21 protein-coding genes, 1 tRNA gene and 1 pseudogene are annotated in these 21,360 nt (G+C 65.3%); 3 read left to right on the top strand and 20 right to left on the bottom strand.

The features are described from left to right. Positions 1-156: 156 nt before the first annotated feature. The 7 genes from NUV99_02960 to NUV99_02930 form a co-directional block, all read right to left on the bottom strand. On the bottom strand, positions 157-1,092 hold the full coding sequence (locus tag NUV99_02960; GenBank protein MCR4419091.1) for a transketolase family protein: 936 nt from the start codon (positions 1,090-1,092) through the stop codon (positions 157-159). A gap of 8 nt (positions 1,093-1,100) precedes the next feature. Next, positions 1,101-1,550 (bottom strand): nucleoside-diphosphate kinase, encoded by a 450-nt coding sequence (gene ndk, locus NUV99_02955; GenBank protein ID MCR4419090.1) that lies wholly within the window; start codon positions 1,548-1,550, stop codon positions 1,101-1,103. 23 nt (positions 1,551-1,573) lie between these two features. Further along, positions 1,574-3,538, bottom strand: a complete 1,965-nt coding sequence (gene ftsH, locus NUV99_02950) for an ATP-dependent zinc metalloprotease FtsH (protein ID MCR4419089.1) — start codon at positions 3,536-3,538, stop codon at positions 1,574-1,576. Positions 3,539-3,893: 355 nt separating this feature from the next. Next, the gene (gene tilS / locus NUV99_02945) at positions 3,894-5,297 is read right to left on the bottom strand and encodes a tRNA lysidine(34) synthetase TilS (GenBank protein MCR4419088.1); all 1,404 of its coding nucleotides are present in this window, start codon (positions 5,295-5,297) and stop codon (positions 3,894-3,896) included. Positions 5,298-5,336: 39 nt separating this feature from the next. Then, positions 5,337-7,715, bottom strand: a complete 2,379-nt coding sequence (locus NUV99_02940; GenBank protein MCR4419087.1) for a SpoIIE family protein phosphatase — start codon at positions 7,713-7,715, stop codon at positions 5,337-5,339. A 159-nt stretch (positions 7,716-7,874) separates the two neighbouring features. Beyond that, positions 7,875-7,951 (bottom strand) — tRNA-Met (locus NUV99_02935). A gap of 62 nt (positions 7,952-8,013) precedes the next feature. Continuing rightward, positions 8,014-8,454 carry a DMT family transporter gene (locus tag NUV99_02930; GenBank protein ID MCR4419086.1) on the bottom strand — a complete coding sequence of 147 codons (441 nt, stop codon included), beginning with the start codon at positions 8,452-8,454 and terminating at the stop codon, positions 8,014-8,016. Positions 8,455-8,567: 113 nt separating this feature from the next. On the opposite strand from NUV99_02930, the gene NUV99_02925 reads away from it, so the two are divergent. Continuing rightward, positions 8,568-9,404, top strand: coding sequence for a L,D-transpeptidase family protein (locus tag NUV99_02925; GenBank protein ID MCR4419085.1), 837 nt, complete (start codon positions 8,568-8,570; stop codon positions 9,402-9,404). Here the strand turns inward: NUV99_02925 and NUV99_02920 are convergent. The 7 genes from NUV99_02920 to yabP form a co-directional block, all read right to left on the bottom strand. Next, the gene (locus NUV99_02920; protein MCR4419084.1) at positions 9,350-10,252 is read right to left on the bottom strand and encodes a Ppx/GppA family phosphatase; all 903 of its coding nucleotides are present in this window, start codon (positions 10,250-10,252) and stop codon (positions 9,350-9,352) included. The genes NUV99_02925 and NUV99_02920 overlap by 55 nt on opposite strands. A 64-nt stretch (positions 10,253-10,316) precedes the next feature. Further along, positions 10,317-10,700 (bottom strand): S1 RNA-binding domain-containing protein, encoded by a 384-nt coding sequence (locus NUV99_02915; protein ID MCR4419083.1) that lies wholly within the window; start codon positions 10,698-10,700, stop codon positions 10,317-10,319. A 381-nt stretch (positions 10,701-11,081) separates the two neighbouring features. After that, on the bottom strand, positions 11,082-11,759 hold the full coding sequence (locus NUV99_02910) for an SIMPL domain-containing protein (GenBank protein MCR4419082.1): 678 nt from the start codon (positions 11,757-11,759) through the stop codon (positions 11,082-11,084). A 12-nt stretch (positions 11,760-11,771) separates the two neighbouring features. Then, positions 11,772-12,155 (bottom strand): septum formation initiator family protein, encoded by a 384-nt coding sequence (locus tag NUV99_02905; protein ID MCR4419081.1) that lies wholly within the window; start codon positions 12,153-12,155, stop codon positions 11,772-11,774. Then, complete coding sequence (locus tag NUV99_02900; protein ID MCR4419080.1) at positions 12,152-12,382, bottom strand: LuxR C-terminal-related transcriptional regulator; 231 nt, start codon at positions 12,380-12,382, stop codon at positions 12,152-12,154. The genes NUV99_02905 and NUV99_02900 overlap by 4 nt, the downstream gene beginning before the upstream one ends. Positions 12,383-12,478: 96 nt before the next feature. Further along, on the bottom strand, positions 12,479-12,766 hold the full coding sequence (locus NUV99_02895; protein MCR4419079.1) for a hypothetical protein: 288 nt from the start codon (positions 12,764-12,766) through the stop codon (positions 12,479-12,481). Positions 12,767-12,770: 4 nt separating this feature from the next. After that, positions 12,771-13,070, bottom strand: coding sequence for a sporulation protein YabP (gene yabP / locus NUV99_02890; protein MCR4419078.1), 300 nt, complete (start codon positions 13,068-13,070; stop codon positions 12,771-12,773). 79 nt (positions 13,071-13,149) lie between these two features. On the opposite strand from yabP, the gene NUV99_02885 reads away from it, so the two are divergent. Further along, complete coding sequence (locus NUV99_02885; protein ID MCR4419077.1) at positions 13,150-14,019, top strand: metallophosphoesterase; 870 nt, start codon at positions 13,150-13,152, stop codon at positions 14,017-14,019. Between the two features lie 40 nt (positions 14,020-14,059). Here NUV99_02885 and NUV99_02880 read toward each other — a convergent pair whose 3' ends face one another. The 6 genes from NUV99_02880 to mfd form a co-directional block, all read right to left on the bottom strand. Further along, on the bottom strand, positions 14,060-14,986 hold the full coding sequence (locus tag NUV99_02880; protein ID MCR4419076.1) for a SpoIID/LytB domain-containing protein: 927 nt from the start codon (positions 14,984-14,986) through the stop codon (positions 14,060-14,062). Positions 14,987-15,030: 44 nt separating this feature from the next. Next, entirely contained in the window at positions 15,031-15,294 is a 264-nt protein-coding gene (locus tag NUV99_02875; protein ID MCR4419075.1) for a S4 domain-containing protein, read from the bottom strand. Then, entirely contained in the window at positions 15,295-15,570 is a 276-nt protein-coding gene (locus NUV99_02870; GenBank protein MCR4419074.1) for an HU family DNA-binding protein, read from the bottom strand. Positions 15,571-15,622: 52 nt separating this feature from the next. Further along, positions 15,623-17,140 (bottom strand): nucleoside triphosphate pyrophosphohydrolase, encoded by a 1,518-nt coding sequence (mazG, locus tag NUV99_02865; protein MCR4419073.1) that lies wholly within the window; start codon positions 17,138-17,140, stop codon positions 15,623-15,625. Positions 17,141-17,217: 77 nt separating this feature from the next. Continuing rightward, on the bottom strand, positions 17,218-17,790 hold the full coding sequence (gene spoVT / locus NUV99_02860; protein ID MCR4419072.1) for a stage V sporulation protein T: 573 nt from the start codon (positions 17,788-17,790) through the stop codon (positions 17,218-17,220). A 236-nt stretch (positions 17,791-18,026) separates the two neighbouring features. Next, positions 18,027-21,200 (bottom strand): transcription-repair coupling factor, encoded by a 3,174-nt coding sequence (gene mfd / locus NUV99_02855; GenBank protein MCR4419071.1) that lies wholly within the window; start codon positions 21,198-21,200, stop codon positions 18,027-18,029. On the opposite strand from mfd, the pseudogene NUV99_02850 reads away from it, so the two are divergent. Further along, positions 21,140-21,331, top strand: a pseudogene (locus NUV99_02850) (response regulator). The gene mfd and the pseudogene NUV99_02850 overlap by 61 nt on opposite strands. Positions 21,332-21,360: the final 29 nt, after the last annotated feature.

Raw genomic sequence — 21,360 nt, 5'->3', positions numbered from 1 at the left:
GTGGCGCCCCGCCGCTTCGGCCGTCCATGGCCTCCGGCCCGCCTCCACCCTTGCTCTCGCCAAGTTCGGTGCCCGGCGAGACTTTAGGTTCTCGGTGAAACCAGGGCTGCCGGGGTACCAAAAAGCACACCGTTTGGTCCCGGGTCCGGGTTTTGCTCACCGGCCCGCCTTGCGCGCCAACACCCGGCGCACCGCCTCTACCAGGTGTCGGGCGGATAGACCGTACTTCTCCAGCAGTTCCTCGGGACGGCCGGACTCCCCGAAGACGTCGGGCAGCCCCACCCGGAGCAACGGAGCCGGGCAGTGCTCCGCCAGAGCCTCGGCCACCGCGCTGCCCAGGCCGCCGATTATGCTGTGCTCCTCGGCGGTTACCACCGCGCCGGTGCGGAGGGCCGCCTCTACCAGGGTAGGGACGTCCAGGGGCTTGATCGTGGCCATGTTGAGCACGGTGACTTCAATGCCTTCTCGGGCCAGGGTCTCGGCCGCCTCCAGGGCGGCGGCCACCATCAGCCCGCAGGCGACCACGGTGGCCTGTCCGCCTTCTCGCAGCACGTCCGCCTGGCCCCACCGAAAGCGGTAGCCTTCTTCGTATACCTGGGGAACCGCCATCCGCCCCAGGCGCAGGTACACCGGCCCCTGGTAGGCGGCCACCGCCCGCACCGCCTGGGCGGTCTGAACCGCGTCCGCGGGCACGATCACCGTCATGTGCGGCAGGGCGCGCATGAGGGCGATGTCTTCTACGGCCTGGTGGGAGGCGCCGTCTTCTCCGACGGTGATGCCGGCGTGGCTGGCCACTATCTTTACGTTGAGGCGGGCGTGGCAGATGGAGTTGCGGACCTGCTCGAAAGCCCTTCCCGTGGCGAATACGGCAAAGGTGCTGGCAAAGGGGATCTTGCCCGCCAGGGCCAGGCCGGCGGCCGTGCCCATGAGGTTCTGCTCGGCAATGCCCACATTAAAAAAGCGCTCGGGAAACCGAGCGGCAAAAATCTCCGTACGCGTAGATTTGGAGAGGTCGGCGTCCAGCACCACTACATCCGGGTTTTCCGCCCCCAGCTCGGCCAGGGCCAGCCCGTAAGCCTCGCGCGTGGTCATCGCCGGGCTCACTCGTACAGCCACTCCTCGCCGGCGCGACGGTACTCCACCAGTTCCTCCGGCCGGAAGTAAATGGCGATCTCCCTTTCCGCGCTGGCCACCGAGTCCGAGCCGTGCACCACGTTGCGGCCCACGTCAACCGCCAGATCGCCCCGCATGGTCCCGGCCGCGGCCTTGGCCGGATCGGTGCTCCCCATGAGCTGCCGCACCCCGGCTACCACGCCCCTGCCTTCCCAGACCATGGCCACCACCGGACCGGAACCGATGTAGCGCACCAGGCCTTCGAAGAAGGACTTGCCCCGGTGCTCGGCATAGTGCTCTTCCGCCATCTCCCGGCTGAGCCGGAGCATCTTGATGCCCACCAGCCGGTAACCGCGACGTTCCAGGCGCGAGATTATCTCCCCGACCAGGCCGCGCTGCACGCCGTCGGGCTTGACCATTACCAGCGTCCTCTCCACCTTTCTTCCCTCCGTGTTCGGGATTATGCGTAGTCGAAGCCGGGTTCGTAGCTGAACCAGAGCTTGAGGAAGCGCTTGGGCGTCTCCCGCGATTCCAGGGCCACCGGCGCCGGACAGAAGGCCGCGGTTTCCTTGGTGCGCTCCGCCGGCTCCGCCTTCTCCGCCTTCTCCGCCTTCTCGGGGAGGGAACTGGTCTCGATTAGGGCCTCGAATTCCTCCGCCTCCAGAGTCTCCTTCTCCATCAGGGTCTGGGCCACCAGGTGGAGCTTATCCATGTGTTCCTCCAGAATCTGCTTGGCCCGGTTATAACACTCGTCCATAATGCGCCGGGCCTCGCGGTCGATGGAGAAAGCCACGGCCTCGCTGTAATTGCGGTCCCGGGCGATGTCTTTGCCCAGGAATACCTGATCGTTCCGGTGGCCGAAGGTCAGGGGGCCCAACTCCTCGGACATGCCGAATTCGGTAATGAGCTTGCGAACCAGCTCGGTGGCCCGCTCCAGGTCGTTCTGGGCGCCGGTGCTGATCTCTTTCAGCACCAGAGCCTCGGCCACCCGTCCGCCCAGGAGCATGGTTACCTGATCCAGGATCTGGGACTTGGTCATGTAACGCCGGTCCTCTTTGGGCAGGAGCAGGGTGTAGCCTCCCGCCCGGCCCCGCGGAATTATCGATACCTTGTGCAGGGGATCGGTGTGGGGCAGGTAGTGGCCCAATAGGGCATGCCCGGCCTCGTGGTAGGCCACCAGCTTCTTTTCGAACTCGCTGATCACCCGCGATTTCTTCTCCGGTCCGGCTATGACCCGTTCGATGGCGTCTTCCAGCTCCTCCATCCCTACGCGCTTGTGACCCCGGCGCGCGGCCAACAGCGCCGCCTCGTTAAAGAGGTTGGCCAGGTCCGCGCCGGTAAACCCGGGCGTACGCCGGGCCAGCACGTTGAGGTCCACGTTGCTCTCCAGGGGCTTGCCCCGGGCGTGTACCTTCAGGATCTCCTCCCGGCCGTGAACGTCCGGAACGTCTACCACTATCTGCCGGTCAAAACGACCGGGACGCAACAGGGCCGGGTCCAGAATGTCCGGCCGGTTGGTTGCGGCCATGATAATGATGCCTTCGTTGGGATTGAAACCGTCCATCTCCACCAGGAGCTGGTTGAGCGTCTGCTCCCGCTCGTCGTGACCCCCGCCCAGTCCTGCGCCCCGGTGGCGGCCCACGGCGTCGATCTCGTCGATGAATACGATGCAGGGGGCGTTGCGCTTGGCCTGTTCGAAGAGGTCTCGCACCCGGGCCGCGCCTACGCCCACGAACATTTCCACGAAGTCCGAACCGCTAATGCTGAAAAAGGGCACCCCCGCTTCCCCGGCCACCGCCTTGGCCAGCAGGGTCTTGCCCGTGCCCGGCGGGCCGAAGAGCAGCACTCCTTTGGGAATCCGGGCCCCCAGTTCGGCGTACTTGCGGGGACTGCGCAGGAATTCCACTACCTCCTCCAGCTCTTCCTTGGCCTCGTCTACCCCGGCCACGTCGGCAAAGGTTACGCGGCGCTTATCCTCGCTCAGAAGGCGAGCCCGGCTGCGGCCGAACTGCATCACCCGGCTACCGCCTCCCTGCGTCTGCTGCAGCATGAATACGAACAGACCCACCAGGAGCAGCACCGGCAGGAGGGTACCCAGAAGACTGCTCCACCACGGCGTGCCTCCCGCCTTCGCGGAAGTTACCTGCACGTTGTGGTCCACCAGATCGCGGACGAAACCCTCTTCTCGGGGAACGTTGACCGTAAAGGGTTTGCCGTCGGTCATGGCGCCTTCCAGGTGATAAATCCCTTCCTGGGCGGTAATGGTAACCTCGCGGATCCGGCCCTGAGTCACCGCCTGGTAGAAGTCGCTGACGCTCAGTTCCTGAACCGCAGGCACTACCGGAGTGCCCATCATCCGCATTGCCGATACCGCCATTAGTACCAGCAGCAGGTAGATGGCGACGTTCTTAAAGACGCGGTTCAAACATATCCTCCTCTCGCCTTATGGCGCTTCTCGCTCCCCATTGGGAGATTATTATAGCACAATTCGAGCCCGTTTTCAAAAACTGCCGCTCCCTGAGTTATACGCCGTTTGCCTCCTTGGGTGGCACCGGGTGCTCCCCGTTCGTACTGTCACCTCGCCGACCGACCTAGGGCTCCGGCTTCGCCCTCCGGCGGGCACCCGGCGGAGGCGCCGTCCATGGCGCCCCGCCGCTTCGGCCGTCCGTGGCCTCCGGCCCGCCTTCGCGCTCGCCCTCGCCAAGCTCGATATCCGGCGAGGTGCCAATGTACTCAGGGGAGCACCCGGTACCACCCGAAGCAAGATGGGAATACACCGCCTACCGTTCCGCCTCCTCCACCTGCCGGGCATACAGGCGCAGCACCTTGACGGTAGCCGGTCCTACCTTCCAGCGTTCGTCCGGCCGCAAACCCACCACCCATACGATTCCCTCCGGGCAGACCACCAGGGGTATCCGGTGGCGCTCGGGCCGGGGAACCTTGGCGTCCACGAAGAAATCCTGAAGCTTCTTCCTCCCGCCCAGGCCGAGGGGCCAGAAGTAGTCGCCCGGCTGCCAGTAACGCACGAACAGCGGCCGGGGAAGGCGCTCGAAATCGCATTCTACCTGCCACCGGCCCCCGCCGGTCCCGCCCTCTTTCCCCCTCTCCGGTATTTCCGCCCCTATCTCCCACGTTCCCATCTGCACCCTTCCCGGTACCGGCAGCCGCCGGCAGGGCGGCCAAGGGGGGTCCTCCCGTAGAGGCGAGGGCCGCTCCCGGCTCAGCACCAGGCGCTCTCCCTCGCTCTGGGCGGTGACTCCTTGGGGTAGGGAAAGCTGCTTGCCCGCACAAGGCAGCAGGACGGCAAGCACCTCCTCCACCTGGCGGTAGGTGAGAAAGTTGTTTTCCCGGCCCACCAGGAGGAAAAAGGCACGCCGCACCGCCCGCCGCTGCAGGGCTTGGGGAAGCGCTGCCAGCGCCGGCCGCCCCAGTGCCACCCGCCCGGGCTCCACCTCCGGAGACAGATCCGGCCAGATGCGATCCAGTTCGGCCTCCAGAAAACGATCTTCCTCGGCCAGTACCTGTGCCGTCTGGCCCAGAGCCTCGACTATCCGCGGATTGAACCGGTTGCGGAGCAGGGGGAGAAGCTCCCGGCGGATGCGGTTCCGCCAAAAGGAAGGATCGAGATTGGAAGGGTCCCGAACGAAAGGGAGACGGTGCCGCAAGCAGTAGCCGTCGATTTCCGCCCGCGTTACCTCCAGCAGCGGCCGGACGAAAGCCCCCTGCTGCCAGGCCATTCCGGCCAAACCGGTAACACCGCCGCCACGCAGGAGATGCAGCAACACGGTCTCCGCCTGATCCTCGGCGTGGTGGCCCAGGAGCACCTTTTCCGCACCCACGGCCCGGGCCACCCGGAGCAGGAACTCCCGCCTTACCCGGCGGGCCACGTCCTCGACCGAATCGCCCGGTTGCACCCGGGCCCGGACCTCTTCCCGGCCCAGGCTGATCCCCAGGCCCCAATCGCGGGCCAGACTCCACACGAACCGGGCCTCCTCCTCTGCCTCCGGCCGCAGGCCGTGATTGAGGTGACCCACGTGCAGCCGCCAGCCCCACTCCTCCCGGAGACGGCAAAAAAGGTGGAGCAAGGCCACCGAGTCCGGTCCCCCGGACACGGCCACCACCAGCCTCTCTCCACCCCTAAACAGCCGGTGCCTGGCGAGCGCCGCCCTGACCTTTTCTTCCATGAAGCAACTTTTCTACGCCGCTTACGTTCCTCCTCCCGCCTAGGCCACCCTTTCCAGTCGGGCGGCAAGTATGCTCATATCGTCCCGGAGCCGGTTGCCGGCCAGGGCCACGGCCTGGTGCAGCAGGAGGTCGGCCACCGCCTGGGGCTCGGTCATCCTCAGCTCGGCCAGGGCCTGGCGCAGCCATTCCTCACCCTTTACCAGCACCCCGTCGGTGACCAGCAGCAACAGATCTCCGGGCTCCAGCCAGCGCGTGAGCACGGAAAAGTTCACCTCGGGCAGGATCCCCGCCGGCGGCGTGCCCCCTTCCAGGACCCACACCTGTTCCCCGCGCTTGAGGAAGCTGGGTGCCGCACCCACCTTCACCAGTCGCCCCTCACCGGTGTAGAGATTGATGAAGGCCAGATCCATGGTGGCGTACTTGTCTGCCTCACCCGGTTGCAGAAGCAGGCTGTTCACCGTTCGCACCGCAATTTCCGGGGAAAAGCCCAGGCCCAGCAGCCGGGTTACCAGGGACATGGCCTTGCCGCTCTCCAGGGCCGCCTGACGGCCCGAACCCATGCCGTCACTCAGTCCCAGGAAGTAGTAGCCGCCGGGAAGCGCCATGGCCGCCCAGGTATCGCCGCAGAAGGCGCAGCCGTCGCGCGCGGCCTGCGCCAGGCCGGTACCCAGTCTGAGGGCTCCCGCCGGCAGAAGGCGGAGGTAACAGGTCTTGCCCCCCACCTTCCAAGGGCACTGGGCATCGTCTACCGCCAGCCTCTGCTCCAGCACCCGGCTTAGGAGTTCCCGTAACCGCTGCCGGCACAGCCCCCGCGTTTCGCAGCGGGGTAGGACCAGGCGCAACTCCGGGCGTCCGTCACGCCCCAACAACACCTCTACCTCCTGGACGGCAATACCTTCCCGGCGCAGGATTTGGTTAACGGCCACGGCCGTCTGGCGGTCGCCTTCGCCGGGCAGGGTGACGCGCCTTTCCAGTTCGCCGATCAGACCCGCCACCTGAAAGAGTTGTTCGGAGACCAGGTCCCGGGTCTGCTCCATTTGCCTCTGCCACCCCAGGTAGCGGCAGTACGTTTCCCAGGTCCGGTTCAAGCCCGCCACCAGTTCTCTCGGCCGGATGCACTTCCCGCGCAGCACCGGCGAAAGGTCCTCCACCTCTACCCGCTGCTTGTCCCGCAGTACGGGCAGAACCTCCTGAAGGGCCTGGTGGGTAGCCGCCCCCTCCCGCTCCATACACAGTTCCTGCGCCGGACAGCTGGCGCAGACCTTGGCGACCATTTCCGACCACTGGGGAATCGGCTCGACCGCCTCCTTGCCGCCCCGGCGCTGAGCCTGGCGGAAGCTTTCGCCCAGGTCCCGGAACATCACCTTGAGCTGACCCAACTGCTCCCGTACCAATTCCTGCCCCCGCCGCAGCCGCCGCCGCCAGTAGTCCTCCGCCCGCTCTCCCGCCAAAGGCAACCAATCGACTTTCTCGATCAAAGATTCCGGCAACAGACAAAAGATCGCCGCCGCCGCCAGAGCCGCTTCCAGGCTTTCCACGATGGCCGGCCGCTCGAAGAAGTATACCGACATGATCAGCACTCCGGAGAGGAAGCCCAGGACTACTCCTGCCCGCCGAAAGGAGGCCAGCACTCCTCCCAGCAGACCGCTCACCGCGTACAGAGAGATCCAGGTCGGCGGTTCCAGGAGGGTCAGAAAGGGTACCACTCCTACCGCAACCCCGGCAACCGTGCCTCCACCCGCACCCCCGCTCAGTGCCGCCAGGAGCACCAGTACCCCGGCGCCCACCTTGGTCACCGGCACGCCCAACAACTTCAGCTCGTCCAAGCCCACCAGAAGTCCCAGCAGGAAAAGCAGCCAGCAGGCCACCTCTTCGCCTATAGGCGCACCGACCTCGCGGCGGGCGCCGCTGGCCAGCACCACCCCGAAGGCCAGGCTGAGGAGGCCGGCCAGCACCGCTTCGGTACCCAGGGCCAGGACCTGCTCCAGTTCCGCTCCCGCTGCGGCCAGGTATATACCCCTGGGCACCAGGATCCCGGCCGCGGCCACGCCCACAGTGGCGCCGGCGGAGACCCCCTTCTCCCGCCGCCCGAGGCGGCCCAAGGCCAGTCCTATCGCCGCCAGTCCCACCACGCCGCACCACCAATCCGGACCCCGGACGGCAGTGGCCAGTCCGAGTGCCACCGCCACACCCAGGCCCCAATGGCCGGGCCGGGCGGCCATCAGGGCAGCGTAAAAGGCGGAACCGAAAGGATGAAGCTCGCCGAACACCGTGGCCCGGCCGAGCAGAAAGGCGGCACCGCACCAGAAGAGCGCGGTCAGGCCGGGCATTACCGCCACCGGCCCCACCCGGCGCCTTCGGGAACGCGATCTGCCCGTCAAACGCCGATAGGGATAGACCTCTATGCCCTCCGCCACCGTTTCTCCTCCTCCAACGTAGGACCGTTTCTCCCCGAAAGACATTATAAGCCGGTCCCGAGGACGGTGGCTGTCGAGGGGAGCCGAAGGCCGAACAACAGAGTGCGACAAGAAACAAGAAATAAGTAAGCCCGGCCGCTCGCCGGGCCCGTCTTCGTTTGGTAGCGGTGGCAGGATTCGAACCTGCGACACCACGGGTATGAACCGTGCGCTCTAACCAACTGAGCTACACCGCCACGTTTCCATACAAGATTATGTGCGACCTCGGCCGCTTTGTCAAGCGCATTTGCCACCCGCATCAACCGAGCAGCAGACGCGCCCCGGCGGCCAGCAGGGCCAGGCCGCCGAGCTTAACCCAGGTGAAGGGCACCTTCTGTAACCCGAAAAACCCGCAGTGGTCTATGATTGCCGCCAGCCCGACCTGGCCGACGATTATGGCCGTGGTGGCCGTGGCCACTCCCAGCCTTGGTATACTGGCCACCACGGCGTACACTATCAGCACCCCTAAAAGCCCGCCCAGGTAGGTATACCAGGGAGCCTGCGGCAGGCGGCCGAGGTTGCCCCCTCCCACCGGAAGCAACAGCAGCAGGCCGGCGCTGACCGCGCCCACCGCATGCACCACCAGCGTGGCCTGCTTCGGCCCGATCACCTTGCCCAACACGCTGTTGATCGAGCCCTGCAGGGCCATGGCCGCACCGGCCAGGCCGGCCAGAACCAGGAACATCATCCGGACACTCATCTCGTGGCTGCCTCTCCTTTCGCTCCTAGTATTACCCGGAGGCGGGCGGCTCACCCGGGCCCGGCATAATCTGCTCGGCGTAGGGTTATCTTAGGTACCGGGGTGGTAACCGCTTGCACTTCAGTCGGGTTCGCAGCCTGGCCATTTCCGGCCTTATCCTTATGATTGCAGGTTTCAACTTCCTTGCGGCCCCTGCGGCTGCGGCCACCGGGCTTTTCACCTTCGGCGGCTGCCCGGAAGTCCAGCAGTTCCTGACCCCCCCTTCGGCGCTTTCCCCTGCCGGCCAGGCCACCGGGGAACCAAAAAGCGGCGCGGAAAAACCGGCCGCCAAAGGCCCGCAGGGCGAGATCAGTCTGCTTATCGACATCAGCCGCCACACCCTGACCGTACTGGCCGACGGCAGGCCCTTCAAGACCTATCCGGTTTGCGTAGGCAAACCGAGCACCCCCACTCCGGTAGGAGAGTGGCGCATCGTGCATAAGAGCCTGAGCTGGGGAGGAGGCTTCGGAAGCCGCTGGCTGGGCCTGAACGTACCCTGGGGAATCTACGGCATCCACGGAACCAACCGTCCGCAGTCGATCGGCCGCGCCGAATCCCACGGATGCGTACGTATGCATAACCGGGACGTAGAACAATTGTATTCCTGGGTCGCCCTGGGCACACCGGTAAGAATAGTGGGCGAGCCCAAGCTGCCGCCGCGTTTCTCTCCCCGCCGCCTCAAGAACGGCTCGGTGGGGCCGGACGTGGTGCAGGTACAGACGGCGCTAAAGGCCCTGGGGCTCTACTGGGCATACGCGGACGGTCGCTACGGCGCCCAAACCGCACGGGCGGTGTCCTACTGGCAGCTGCTGCGGGGCCTGGAAGCCAACGGGGAACTCACCCCGGAGTTGCAGCGTCAACTCCGATCCGATGCCGAGGCGGCCGCTTCCGGCTCCAAGAGTAGTGCGTAGAGCAGGTCGGCCTCGCTCACTATTACTTCCTCTCGGGACAGCAGGGCCAGTACCTCCTGCAAGATGGCGATTCCCGCCAGAATGATGTCTGCGCGCTCCGGTTGCAGCCCCGGCACCCGCCGGCGTTGGGCGAGATCCAGGGCGGCCAGCCGCGCGTAGAGCCGGTCTATCTGCCGGACGCTGAGGCGGTGGCCGTGCACCCTATCCGGGTCGTAAGGCGTGAGGGACATTTCTACCGCCGCCAGGGTGGTCGCCGTGCCCCCTACCGCTATCAGGGGAAGCCCCTGGGGGACTCCGGCGGTCAGGAGTTCGAGCTCCCGGGTAATGTCTGCCCGCGAGGACCGCGCCTGCGTACAGCGTACCGCCCCCACGGGACGGGAACGCGATACCAGCGTATCCCCGGCCGGATAGGTCAGCTCGGTACTGCCACCGCCGATGTCCACCACCACCGCCCGCTCCCAGCCCAGGCCGCGCACCGCGCCCAGGTAGCTCAGCCGGGCTTCCTCCTCCCCGGTCAGCACCTTTACCGGCGCCCCCAGGACCCGTCCGGCCGCGGCCGCAAACTCGCTACCGTTGGCCGCCTCGCGGACCGCACTGGTGGCCACCGCGGTTACCTCGTCCGGAAGGTAGGCGGAGATGATGCGGGCGAAACCCCCAAGGGCCTCCAGGGTGCGACGCCAGGCATCGGACTCCAGCCTGCCCGAGACCTGTATTCCCTCGCCCAGCCGGGTGCTGGCCAGTTGCCGGCAAAGAGGGGTCAGGGCATCCTTTTCCACCCGGGCCACGAGCAGGCGAACGGAATTGGTGCCTATATCCACCGAGGCCCGGATCTCGCTACCCACCAGCATTCCCGCTCCATTACACCTTGCTCCGGAAAAACTGAAGCCCTCCTTATCCAGGAGGGCCGATCGGCTATCGCGCGCCGCGACCGCCGCGTTTGGCGTCCACGCTTCTCTTCAGGTCCTGCAACCGATCTTCGCTTTCCTTGAGGAACCGCGCCAGCTTCTCCTCAAAGGAAGCATTGTAACTGGGACGTTGGCGCCGCGGTCGGGCCTCGTAGGCCGGGTCGGCCTGCTTGATGGAAAGGCCTATACGGCCGCGCTCGTCAATGTGGATGATCTTCACCTTTACGCGATCCTGCTCTTTCAGGTAGTCCTTTACGTCCTTGACGTAGGTGTTGGCTACCTCGGAAATGTGGACCAGTCCGGTTTCTCCCGTGGGGAGTTGTACGAAGGCGCCAAACTTGGTAATTCCGGTTACCACTCCCTCAACCACCGAGCCGACTGCCAGGGCCATGTTGCCGAAGATTCCCCCTAACCAAAATCGAGCTAGCAGCTTGATTATACGGGGCCGGTCCCCGGCTGTCAATACGGCGCAACGGGTAGCCGCCTCTCATGTCCTCCGGAGCGGCAGTCCTGGTTCCACCGTGTACCTAAAGCGTGCCGGGCACCGAACTGGGTGAGAGCGAGCGTGGAGGCGGGCCGGAGGCCAAGGACGGCCGAAGCGGCGGGGCGCCACGGACGGCGCCTCCGCCGGGAGCCCGCCGGAGCGCGAAGATCGAACCCTAGTTCGGTCGGCTAAGCGACCGGTACAAGGGGGAACCAGGACTGCCCGTCCGCAGGCGCACCACGTTTGCACCGCAGTGCTGGCCCGCTGGTACTTTGGCGGCTACGGTCTTCAGGAGTTGCTCAGGCGGCCCGGGACGAGGAAAACCGCCCTCACCTCCGCCCTTATGGTAAGCATCCCCGGTTCCAGCACCGTCTCCGGCGTTTCCGTTCCTACCGTCAGAGTCTGGATGGGCCGGGGGAACTCCGCCACCTCTTCTTCCAGGCTCTCCAGGGCTATCGGTTCCCTGCCCAGGGCCGAAGCCGCAGCCCGGGCCTTTTCCCAGGCTTCCTTCACGGCCAGTCTGAGAGCCTTCCGGCGCCACCGCCCCTCCTCGGACAATCCGAAGCGTACCGAGTACACCCGGTTGGCTCCCGCCTCTACCACGGCATCCAGAATGCGACCCGCCCGCTTGAGGTCCCTTAGACACAGGCCGAGGACCTGCTCTACCCGGTGCCCGATCGGCCTGGCGACCCTGCTTTCCGGGGCCACACGCGGCTCGTAAACCGGGGCCACCTGGAAGCTCACGGTGCGGTGATCCGACCTCTCCACCCCGTGAGCCCTAAGCGCCGAAAGCACCCTGGCCAACTGTTGCCGCTGTTTCTCTTGGGCCCCTTCCAGCTTCTTGTCCTCGGCTACCACGCCGATCTCCGCCTGCAGCAGGTCGGGCTCAACCGAGACTTCCCCGACCCCGCGAACCCGAATGCGCCCCAGATCCCCCCGCGCCTCCACCGCCACCCACCTTCTCACGGGCTTCCCGTTTCAGGGGTTCAACCGGTCTCCGGGAACCACCAGCACTTCTCCCGGCCGGACCAGACCCAATTCCTCCCGGGCTACCTGCTCCAAATAGGCGGGATCGTTCAGGCGCCGCTTCTCCGTTTCCAGGCTTTCCCGCAACTGCAACAACTCCTTCCGGGTGGCCTCCTCCCGGGCCAGTTCCCTATTTAGAGTATGTATTTGCCACTCCGCGCGCAGGCTCAGAACCGCACAATAGCCTATGATCAGCATGACCAGCAGGGTACGTCCCCGCAACCACCGGCGCCGCTTCCGCCTCTCCCCGGCGGTGGCAGCGGAGGAGACCACCGGAAAAACGTGGCCCGCGCCTTCTGACGGTCGAGCTTTCACCGCCATCTGTCCGCGCCTCATGTCGGCTCCTCCGTTTCCTCCTCGAACAGCCCCAGGCGTTCTCCGGGCAATACCAGAACCACCTCGTAGCCCTTGGTTCTGGCCCGGCGGTACAGGGTGGCCACCGAGGCCGCGCCTATGCCCAGGCGCCGGGAGATCTCCTCGTTACTCAAACCCATCTCCTTCAGCGCCACCACCTGCCGCTCGCGGAAGCTCAGCCTTTCCAGTCCGCGTATTTCCAGGCGCAGAAGGCCACCCCCAGCAAAGTGATTACAAATTGAGTACAAAATACGGACAGAATATATCCTTCGACCTTCGGTCCGGTTCTCCTTCCGACCGCCGGCTCATCCCGCACTTTTTCTCCCTGCCGGGAACCGGGCGGCCACGCACCGGCGGTAGAGCCACCAGCCCAAAGCAAGACCCAGGAGGAGGGAAAAGCGCACCTGGCTGGCCCCCAGCAGGAACAGAATCGTCAGGGTACCTGCGGTCAGCAACACCCAAAAGAAAAAATCGGCCGCCGCCCGGGCGCCTCGGCGCCAGCGCCGGGTCAGCCGCCGCCCTACTTCGAACAGCCCGCCTGCGATCAGACCCCAGGCGCAGGTTACCGCCAACAGCAGAAGTCCGTCACCCATGGCGCTAGCGCCAGAGCTTGCGCCAGACGCTTTGGGAGCGGGCCGTGCTCTTTTCCTGTTCGGTATAGGCCAGACCGGTGATCAGTCCCTTCAGTTTCAGGAGACCTTCCTCCAGGCTGAGGTGGTCGATGCTCAGTTCTTCCCCGGTTACCACCAGGAAGCCCATGCCGGTAGCCACCACCACCTCGCGGCCGTGGTAGTGATCCACATGGGTAACGCCGGTAACGGTCAGCTCCCGCCGGGCGCTAAGGGTAAGCTCGTGCCTGCCCTCCACCCCATCCACCCCCCGATCGCCCGACAACATTATATGTCGCCGCCCTCCGGTAAATACCGGCGCCGGGATAGGCCTGTGTTATAATGAGGCAAAGGAGAAGGCCATGCCGGTGAAAATCGTGAAGAGAAGGGTCCTTTCAGCACTCTGGGGAACGGCGGTGGCGGCGGCGGTCGTCATTTACAGCCTGGCTCGGACCTCCTCGGCCCTGGTGGTAGAAAGAGTGGATCTGCACCTTCCCGGGCTTCCGCCTGGCCTGGAGGGATTGACGATAGTACACCTGAGCGACCTCCATTACGGTTTCGGGCATTTCCGCCGGCAGGAGGCGGTTTCGCGCCTGCTTGAGATGGTCGGGTCTCTGCGGCCCGAACTGATAGTGTTCACCGGCGATCTGCTGGACCGTACTGCCGATCCCCGCCTGCCCGCAACCCGGCCTTTCGCCGGACTCTCGGCTCCCCTGGGAGTGTATGCGGTGCTGGGTAACCACGACCATCGTTTCGGCCCGGACGTAATCTCCCGCTCGCTGGAAACCTCGGGGGTGAGAGTGCTGACCAATCGGAGTTTGAGACTGGAAAGAAACGGCACCGGCTTCTGGCTGGCGGGCATAGATGATCCTCTCACCGGGCATCCCGACCTTTCTTCCGCCTTGGCCGGCGTTCCCGAGGGCGAGTTCACCATACTCCTGGTTCACGCCCCGGACGTTGCGCCCCGGGCGGCCCAGGCGGGTATCGACCTTCAGCTTTCGGGCCACAGCCACGGCGGGCAGATCCGCCTGCCGGGCGAACGCCCGGTCTACACCCCGCCGCTCAGCCGCCGGTACCCGTGCGGCCTGCGCCGGGTTCCCGGAACCGACACTCAGGTTTACACCAGCCGAGGCCTGGGCACCACTGCCCTTCCCTTCCGCCTCTTCTGCCCGCCGGAAATAGCTTTGCTCATCCTGCACCGCGGGAGCGGTCAATCCGGATCGGTCACCGGGCCGTGAGACCCGCCAGGACCGCAGGAGCAAGCCCGCCCCCGCACGGCTACTTCCAGGCTCTCTCTACCTTTACGTCCCGGAAGAAGTAGCGGATGATTTCCTCCGGGCTCCTGCCCTGCTCGGCCAGGACTTTCGCGCCCCACTGGCTCATGCCCACCCCGTGGCCGAAACCCCGGCCTTCCGCCACCAGGCTGCCGTCGCTCACCGCCAGGCGGGTCAGCAAGGTGGACCGCATTCTCTCGCTGCCCAGGGCCAGGCGCAGGGAAGGACCGCTAAGGGCCACCTTCCCTATCCGGACGCGGGTCGCCCGCCCCGACGGCCCGCGCGCGACCACCTCGGCCGAAGGCTCGGCCCCGGGGTCCCGCCCGGTTGCGGCCCTGACCGCCGCCCTAACCTCTGCCCAGGGAAACGACGTTTTCCAGGCCCGGTTTTCCGGGGGAGAGGCGGAATAGCCGGGATCGGGCACGCTCTGCACGTAGGGTGTGGGTTCCTGATCGTAATCCAGACCTTCGGCGGCACTGGCCGCGGTACGGCCGCCGGAGTCGGCGTGAAACCACCCGTTAATGTATCGACCGCGATAAGTACATACCAGACCCCGGGTCATACTCACCGCCCGGCGGACCGCCTCGGAAGCCTTCTCCGGCGCGTAGGCCTGGAACTCCTTCTCGTCCGTGGAGGCATCCGTGCCGTGGGCCTCGACCCCGCCCTCCGCCATCTTCTTCAGGGTAAAGGTGCGCGCCAGGATGGCCTGGGCGGCCAGGGCGTTGACCGGCCAGTTCGGGTCCATCTCGCCCGCCACCACCCCTACCAGGTAGTCCTCCAGCCTGATCTTCTCTACCGCGTCCCTTTCCTTCACGTAAAGGGTGATCAGCGGTTCTTCGGTCGGCAGACCGGGGCGACGGGCATAGTACCAGATCAGTCCCGCGGCCGCTGCCGCCGCCAGGCACAAAATAAGCAGGACTCGCCGTTTCACGCTTTCCTACCTCCCCTTCTAGTTTGGCGGGCGAGATAAGAAAACTATGACGACAAATCCTGCCTGCTGTCGCGCAAGACACGATACAGGGAAGAGGCCTCGGCCTTGGAAGCCGGGCCCGCCCTGACTACCTCTATCTCCAGGACCCTGTGGCCCCAGTCGATGACTACCACATCTCCGGCCTTTATCTCCGTGCCCGGCTTGGCGGTCCGGCCGTTAACCCGAACCCTCCCCGCCAGGCACGCCTCCTTGGCCAGGGCCCTCCGCCGGAGGAGGCGTGCTATCTGGAGAAACTTGTCCAGACGCAATTAGGCCCCTACGGTATCCCGCAGCGTCTTGCCCGGCTTGAAAGTGGGCACCCGGGTGGCGGGTATGGAGATCTCTTGGCCGGTACGCGGGTTGCGTCCGGTGCGGGCGGCCCTTTCTCTGACCTCAAAGGTGCCAAACCCCACCAACTGCACCTTCTCACCGCTGGCCAGGGCTTCGCCGATGCTGTCGAAGACGGCATTGATGACCTTTTCGGCGTCTTTCTTGGTCATTTCTGTCTTCTCGGCCACGCTGTTAACCAGATCCATCTTGTTCATCAACCCATCACTCCTTTGGCGGAGTCTGGTAAGAACTAAGCTATATGCTTCGCTACCGGCGAGGATTCTCCTTCTGTCGCGGTCTCGCCCTGGAAAAATTTTTGTCTCCGCGGGCCTTGGCCTCTTCCCAAAGCTCGTCCAATTCGTCTAGGCTAAGCTCTTCCGGTTTCCGGCCGGCCTGCCGGCACCGCTCCTCCAGGTAGCCGAAGCGGCGGGCAAACCGGGCGGTGCTGGTCCGCAGGGCGCTCTCCGCATCCACGCCCAGGAACCGGGCCAGGTTCACCACCGCAAAGAGCAAATCGCCCAGTTCGGCCTCCACCTGCCGTTTCTCCCCGGTGGCGACCGCCGCCGCCACTTCCTGCTCTTCCTCGCGCACCTTGGCCCATACTCCCGACACCTCGGGCCAGTCAAACCCTACCGCCGCCGCCCGCTCCTGGATCTTCTGGGCCCGGGCCAGAGCCGGCAGCTCCAGGGGAACTCCGTCCAACAGCGAACGCCGCCGGCCCCCCTTTTCGGCCTCCTTGATCTTCTGCCAGTTTTCCTGGACCTCTTCGGCGGTGTCGGCCCTTCCCTTCCCGAAAACGTGCGGGTGACGGCGGTACAGCTTCTCCACCAGGCCGGCCACCACCTCGCGGAGGTCAAAATGTCCTGCCTCCTGGGCGATCCGGGCGTGAAACACTATCTGCAGCAACAGATCCCCCAGTTCTTCCCGCAGGCGGTGCGGGTCCTGCTCGTCCAGGGCTTCCAGGACCTCGTAGCATTCCTCTAAGAGATAGCGCCGCAGGCTGGCGTGGGTTTGGGCCCGATCCCAGGGGCATCCCTCCGGTCCCCGCAGGCGGGCCATGACCGCCTCCAGGGTGGAAAAGGAACCGGGAGGGCCCAGGCCGTGAGCGGCATGTTGGGGCGGCACGTACAGAGTGGTGAGGTGATCAAGCCAGGGCTGGCGGTCTATTTCGTGTAGGAGGAGGGAGCAGACTTTCTCCTCTTTGGGCACTCCGGCTGCCCGCACCAGACAGACCGGCCATTCGTCGCCGTAGACCGGGAGCAGGGCCAGCTTTACCTGTGACGCTACCAGACGATTGTATACCTGAAGTACCACCAGACCTAACTCCGGCCGGACATCGGCCTGCTCCAACCTGCCGGCTTCCAGTACGGCCAGCCCGCCTGCCGGGTCCACTTCCAGGGCGGCAAAGACGGCGTCCAGACAACTCATGGCCGGGAGGAGATTTACCCTTACCTCTCCCTGCCGAGAACGCTCCAGGATCAGGCGCACCGTTTCCTCGGCCACCAAAGGATGACCGGGCACGGCGTAAGCCACCTCTCCCCGGCACCGGGCTTCCTCGAGGAGGGTGTCCACGATCGCCCGGTAAACCGCTTCAAAGGTGGGCTGCTCTTCGTAATAGACGTCGAAGCTGGCAAAGGCGATTCCCTGGGCTTCCAGCCAGGGAACCAGCGGGTGCCGGGCAGTGCGCAGAAATACCGGCCGAATCTTCTGCAGCAAGGAAAAATTGGCCGGCGGCAGCAGGCGCTCATCCCCCGGACCCAGCCCTACGACCCATATTGTGCCCAACAAGATCCCCTCCGGCCCCTATTTGTCCACCTCCTCGATTCTAGCATATACGGCCGATCTAGGGGGCTTCGGGCCGCCTACTGTTCCATCTGCTTGGCCAGGAACCCGGCCGCGGTTTCCGCCAGCTTCAGCTCCAGTTCGCCCATCTTGACCCCCGGCTCCCGAGAGCAGAGGATTACCGCTCCTATGGGATCGCCTTCGGCCACGATGGGGGCGATCACCTCGGCGCTGAAGGGGCAGCCCTCTTCCTCTTCCGCGCGTACGGCGCAGTCTCTACACAGCAGGTGTTCGCCCGGAGTGTTTATCAGCACGGGTTTACGCTCTTCCATCACCTTCTCCACCGCGGGACCGACGGGTTTGTTGAGAAACTCCTTCTTTGGGGCCCCGGCCACGGCAATGATGTTGTCGCGGTCGGCGATACAGGCGATGTGACCCACGGCCTCGTGCAGGGAATCCGCGTACTCCTTGGCGAAATCACCCAACTCGCCGATGGGTGAGTACTTCTTAAGAATGACCTCCCCTTCGCGATCCACGAAGATCTCCAGCGGGTCTCCCTCGCGGATGCGCAGGGTGCGGCGGATCTCCTTGGGTATCACCACGCGGCCGAGATCGTCTATCCTCCTGACGATACCCGTGGCCTTCACGTCCAATCTGCCCTCCCTTTCTCCGTTTTTCATGGTTAGTATATAGCCCCTTTCCCACGGTTATTCATTTTTTTCCATTATCCAACCCCTGGACCGACTGGGGCTTGTCAAGTCGTCCGGGCTTATCCTTTCTCTCCCCGGCGACGTATTTCTATTGCTTATCCACCTCGACGCCTTGCCGCTTCCTCTCTGCCCCGGACCTCCAAGGATGTCACCTTAAATATGCCTCACTTGGCGCCGACTTACTCGCCCATGATTTTCCCGGTCCCGGCGACGGAAGCGGTTTGCCGGGTTCCCTGGGGGCTTCCGGCCAGGGTATGCAGGGTAGTGAATACCCCGCGCAGGAGTTCCAGCAGACCCTGCTGGTCCAGATCCTGAACCCTTACCCGCATGGTCAGTCCCCCGGTAACGGAAAAGGCCAGCCGGCGGGGGAAACGCTGGGCCAGCCGCAGCAGCACCTCGCCCTGATAGGGGACATTGGCTTCAAACCGAACCAGCACTTCCTTACCCTGCTGCTGCACGCCCGTCACCCCCACCCGGCGGGCCAGGGCCCGCAAGTAGGCCAGGGAAAGCAGGCGGGCGGTCGGTTCGGGAGGTTCGCCGAAGCGGTCCAGCAGTTCGGCTTCCATCTCTGCCACTTCCTCCGGCGTTTCGGCCGAAAGCAGCCGCCGGTAGAACTCCATTTTCAGCCCCGCGGCCCGGATGTAATCGTCCGCCAGGTAGGCGTCCACCGACAGCTCGAGGGAGGGGGCCTCGGGCGCGGCTTCGGCCTTGGCGCCGGCCTTCTGCTCCCGAACGGCTTCCTCCAGCAGCTGGCAGTAGAGGTGGAAGCCTACCGCCTGAATGTGGCCGTGCTGCTCGGGACCGAGCAGGTTGCCGGCCCCCCGGATTTCCAGATCGCGCAAGGCGATCTTGAAACCGGAGCCCAGGGCGGTAAACTCCCGGATGGCGGCCAGCCGCTTCTCCGCCAGGGGATTGATGACCCGATCGCGGCGATAGGTAAAATAGGCATAGGCGATCCGGTTGGAGCGGCCGACCCTGCCCCGCAGCTGGTAGAGCTGCGCCAGTCCGAAGTTGTCCGCCTCGTCCACAATCAGCGTGTTTACGTTGGGGATGTCCAGGCCGTTTTCCACGATGGTGGTGCAGACCAGTACGTCGTAACCCCCCTCTACGAAGTCCACCATCACCTGTTCCAGATCCTCTTCGGGCAGGCGGCCGTGGCCCACCGCCACCCGGGCTTCGGGTACCAACTCCTTGATGCGCGCCGCCACCCGCTCGATGTCCGCAATGCGGTTGTGCACAAAATAGACCTGCCCGCCCCGCCCCAGTTCCCGGCGAATGGCCTCCCGGACCAACTCATCGCTGTACTCCACCACGTAGGTCTGCACCGGGTAACGATCCTCGGGAGCGGTTTCGATCAGGCTCATGTCCCGCACCCCCACCAGCGACATGTGCAGGGTCCGGGGAATGGGGGTGGCGCTCAGGGTGAGCACGTCTACCGAATGCCGCAGCTGCTTAATCTTTTCCTTATGAGTGACGCCAAAGCGCTGCTCCTCGTCGATGATCAACAGGCCCAGGTCCTTGAATTTTACGTCCCGCGAAAGCAGGCGGTGGGTGCCGATAACGATGTCGATCTGCCCCAAGGCCAGGCCGCGCACGATCTCCCGCTGCTCCTTGGGGGTGCGGAAACGGCTCAGCACTTCCACCCGTACCGGATAAGGGGCAAAGCGTTCGCCGAAGGTACGATAGTGCTGCTGGGCCAAGACCGTAGTAGGCACCAGCACCGCCACCTGTCTGTTCTCCATGACCGCCTTGAAGGCGGCCCGGAGGGCTACCTCGGTCTTGCCGTAGCCCACGTCCCCGCACAACAAACGATCCATGGGTTTGGAGCGCTCCATGTCGGCCTTGACCTCGGCGATGGCCCGCAACTGATCCGGGGTCTCGCGGTAGGGAAAGGCCTCTTCGAATTCCTGCTGCCATACGGTATCCGGACCGAAGGCGTGACCGGCCACCGTCTCCCGCGCCGCGTAGAGCTCCAGCAACTCCTTGGCCAGGTCCCGCACCGTACTCTTGACCCGGCTCTTTACCTTGGCCCACTCGCCGCTGGCAAGCCGGCTGAGCTTCGGGGGCTGCCCGTCGGGACTGCCGATATACTTGTGTACCAAGGAGATCTGGTCCACCGGCACGTAGAGCCGGTCCTCGCCGGCGTACTGGATAAGCAGGTAGTCCTTGTCCACCCCGCCCACGGTCAGGCGTTTGATCCCCTGGTAGCGGCCGATCCCGTGGTGAATGTGCACCACGTAGTCGCCTTCCGCCAGGTCGGTGAGGCCGGAAAGCTTCGTGCCCTCCCGGAAAACCTTCAGCGGCCGGGGGCGGCGCTGCTGGCCGTAGACCTCGGCCTCGGTAAGCACCACCAGCCTGAGATCCGAAAGCTCCACGCCCTGGCTCAGCCCTCCCCAGGCAACCACCAGTTGCCCCGGCAAAAGCGCCGGCTCGGCGTCCCGCCCGTCTGCGACCACCGGGGCAAAACCCTCCTCCCGCAACAGCTCCGCCAGGTGACGCGCCCGCTGCGGCCCGCCAAGCATGATCAGCAGGGCGTAGCCCTCGGCCTGCCATCGGCGCAACATATCGGTCAGCAGGCCGGGCTTGGCGGCCAATTCTCGGGGGGGCTGCTTGCTTCTTACCCCGGTGGCCATTTGCCAGCTCAGCCCCGAAACCGTGCGCGGCAGGGAGGAGAACCCCAGCACCGGCCCCCGCTGCCAGTCCCCGGCCAGCTGCTCAAAAGCGGGTTCGGGCTCGGCCTGCCCGGGTAAGGCGCGACCCTGGGCCAGGAACTCCCGGAAGAGCCCCAGACGCTCGCGCCGGATAAAGTCGAGGCTTTCCAGAAGCCGGGCCGGCTCCACCAGTACCACCAGGGGTGGAGAAGAAAAATAATGCCAGAGGAAGCACGGGTGGGGATAGAAATACATCCACAGGTCATCCAGACGCAGGTTCTTCAACCCCTGCCGGGCCCGTTCCAGCCGCTCGGCCATGTAACGGGTAAGGTTTTGGGCCGCCGTCCGGTCCCGGGAGGCAAGGCGCTCGAGGGCGGCCTGGAAATCGGCCTCCCAGGCGGCCAGTCCCCTTTCCCACACCGGCCCGGGAAGCAGCATTTCCCGGGCGGGGCCGAACTCCACCTCCTCCAACTCGCCGGTGGAACGCTGGGTTTCGGGATTGAAGGGCCGTAAGGACACCACCTGGTCTCCGAAAAACTCTACCCGCACCGGATATTCGGCCGAGCGGGGAAAGACGTCTATCAGGCCGCCCCGGACGCTGTAGTGGCCGGGAACCTCCACCAGATCTACCCGCTCGTAACCCAGGTATTCCAGCCGGGCAAGCAGCTCTTCCCAATCCGTCTCCTGTTCCCGGCGCAGCACCACCCGGGCCGGGCGGAGTATCTCGGGTGGAACCAGGCGCTGGCCGACCGCCTCGACCGGCGCTACCACCAGCGTGCGGCCGGAGAGGACCCGCTCCAGAACCGCCAGGCGGGAGCACTCCAGCTCCGGGCTCTGGGCGATTATCTCGCCGGGAATTGTT

It is taken from the genome of Clostridia bacterium, assembly GCA_024653205.1.
GTDB lineage: Bacteria > Bacillota > DSM-521 > Neomoorellales > SLTJ01 > JANLFO01.
The sequence above is the reverse complement of the archived record's forward strand: the minus strand, read 5'-3'. Positions and strand labels throughout refer to the sequence as shown.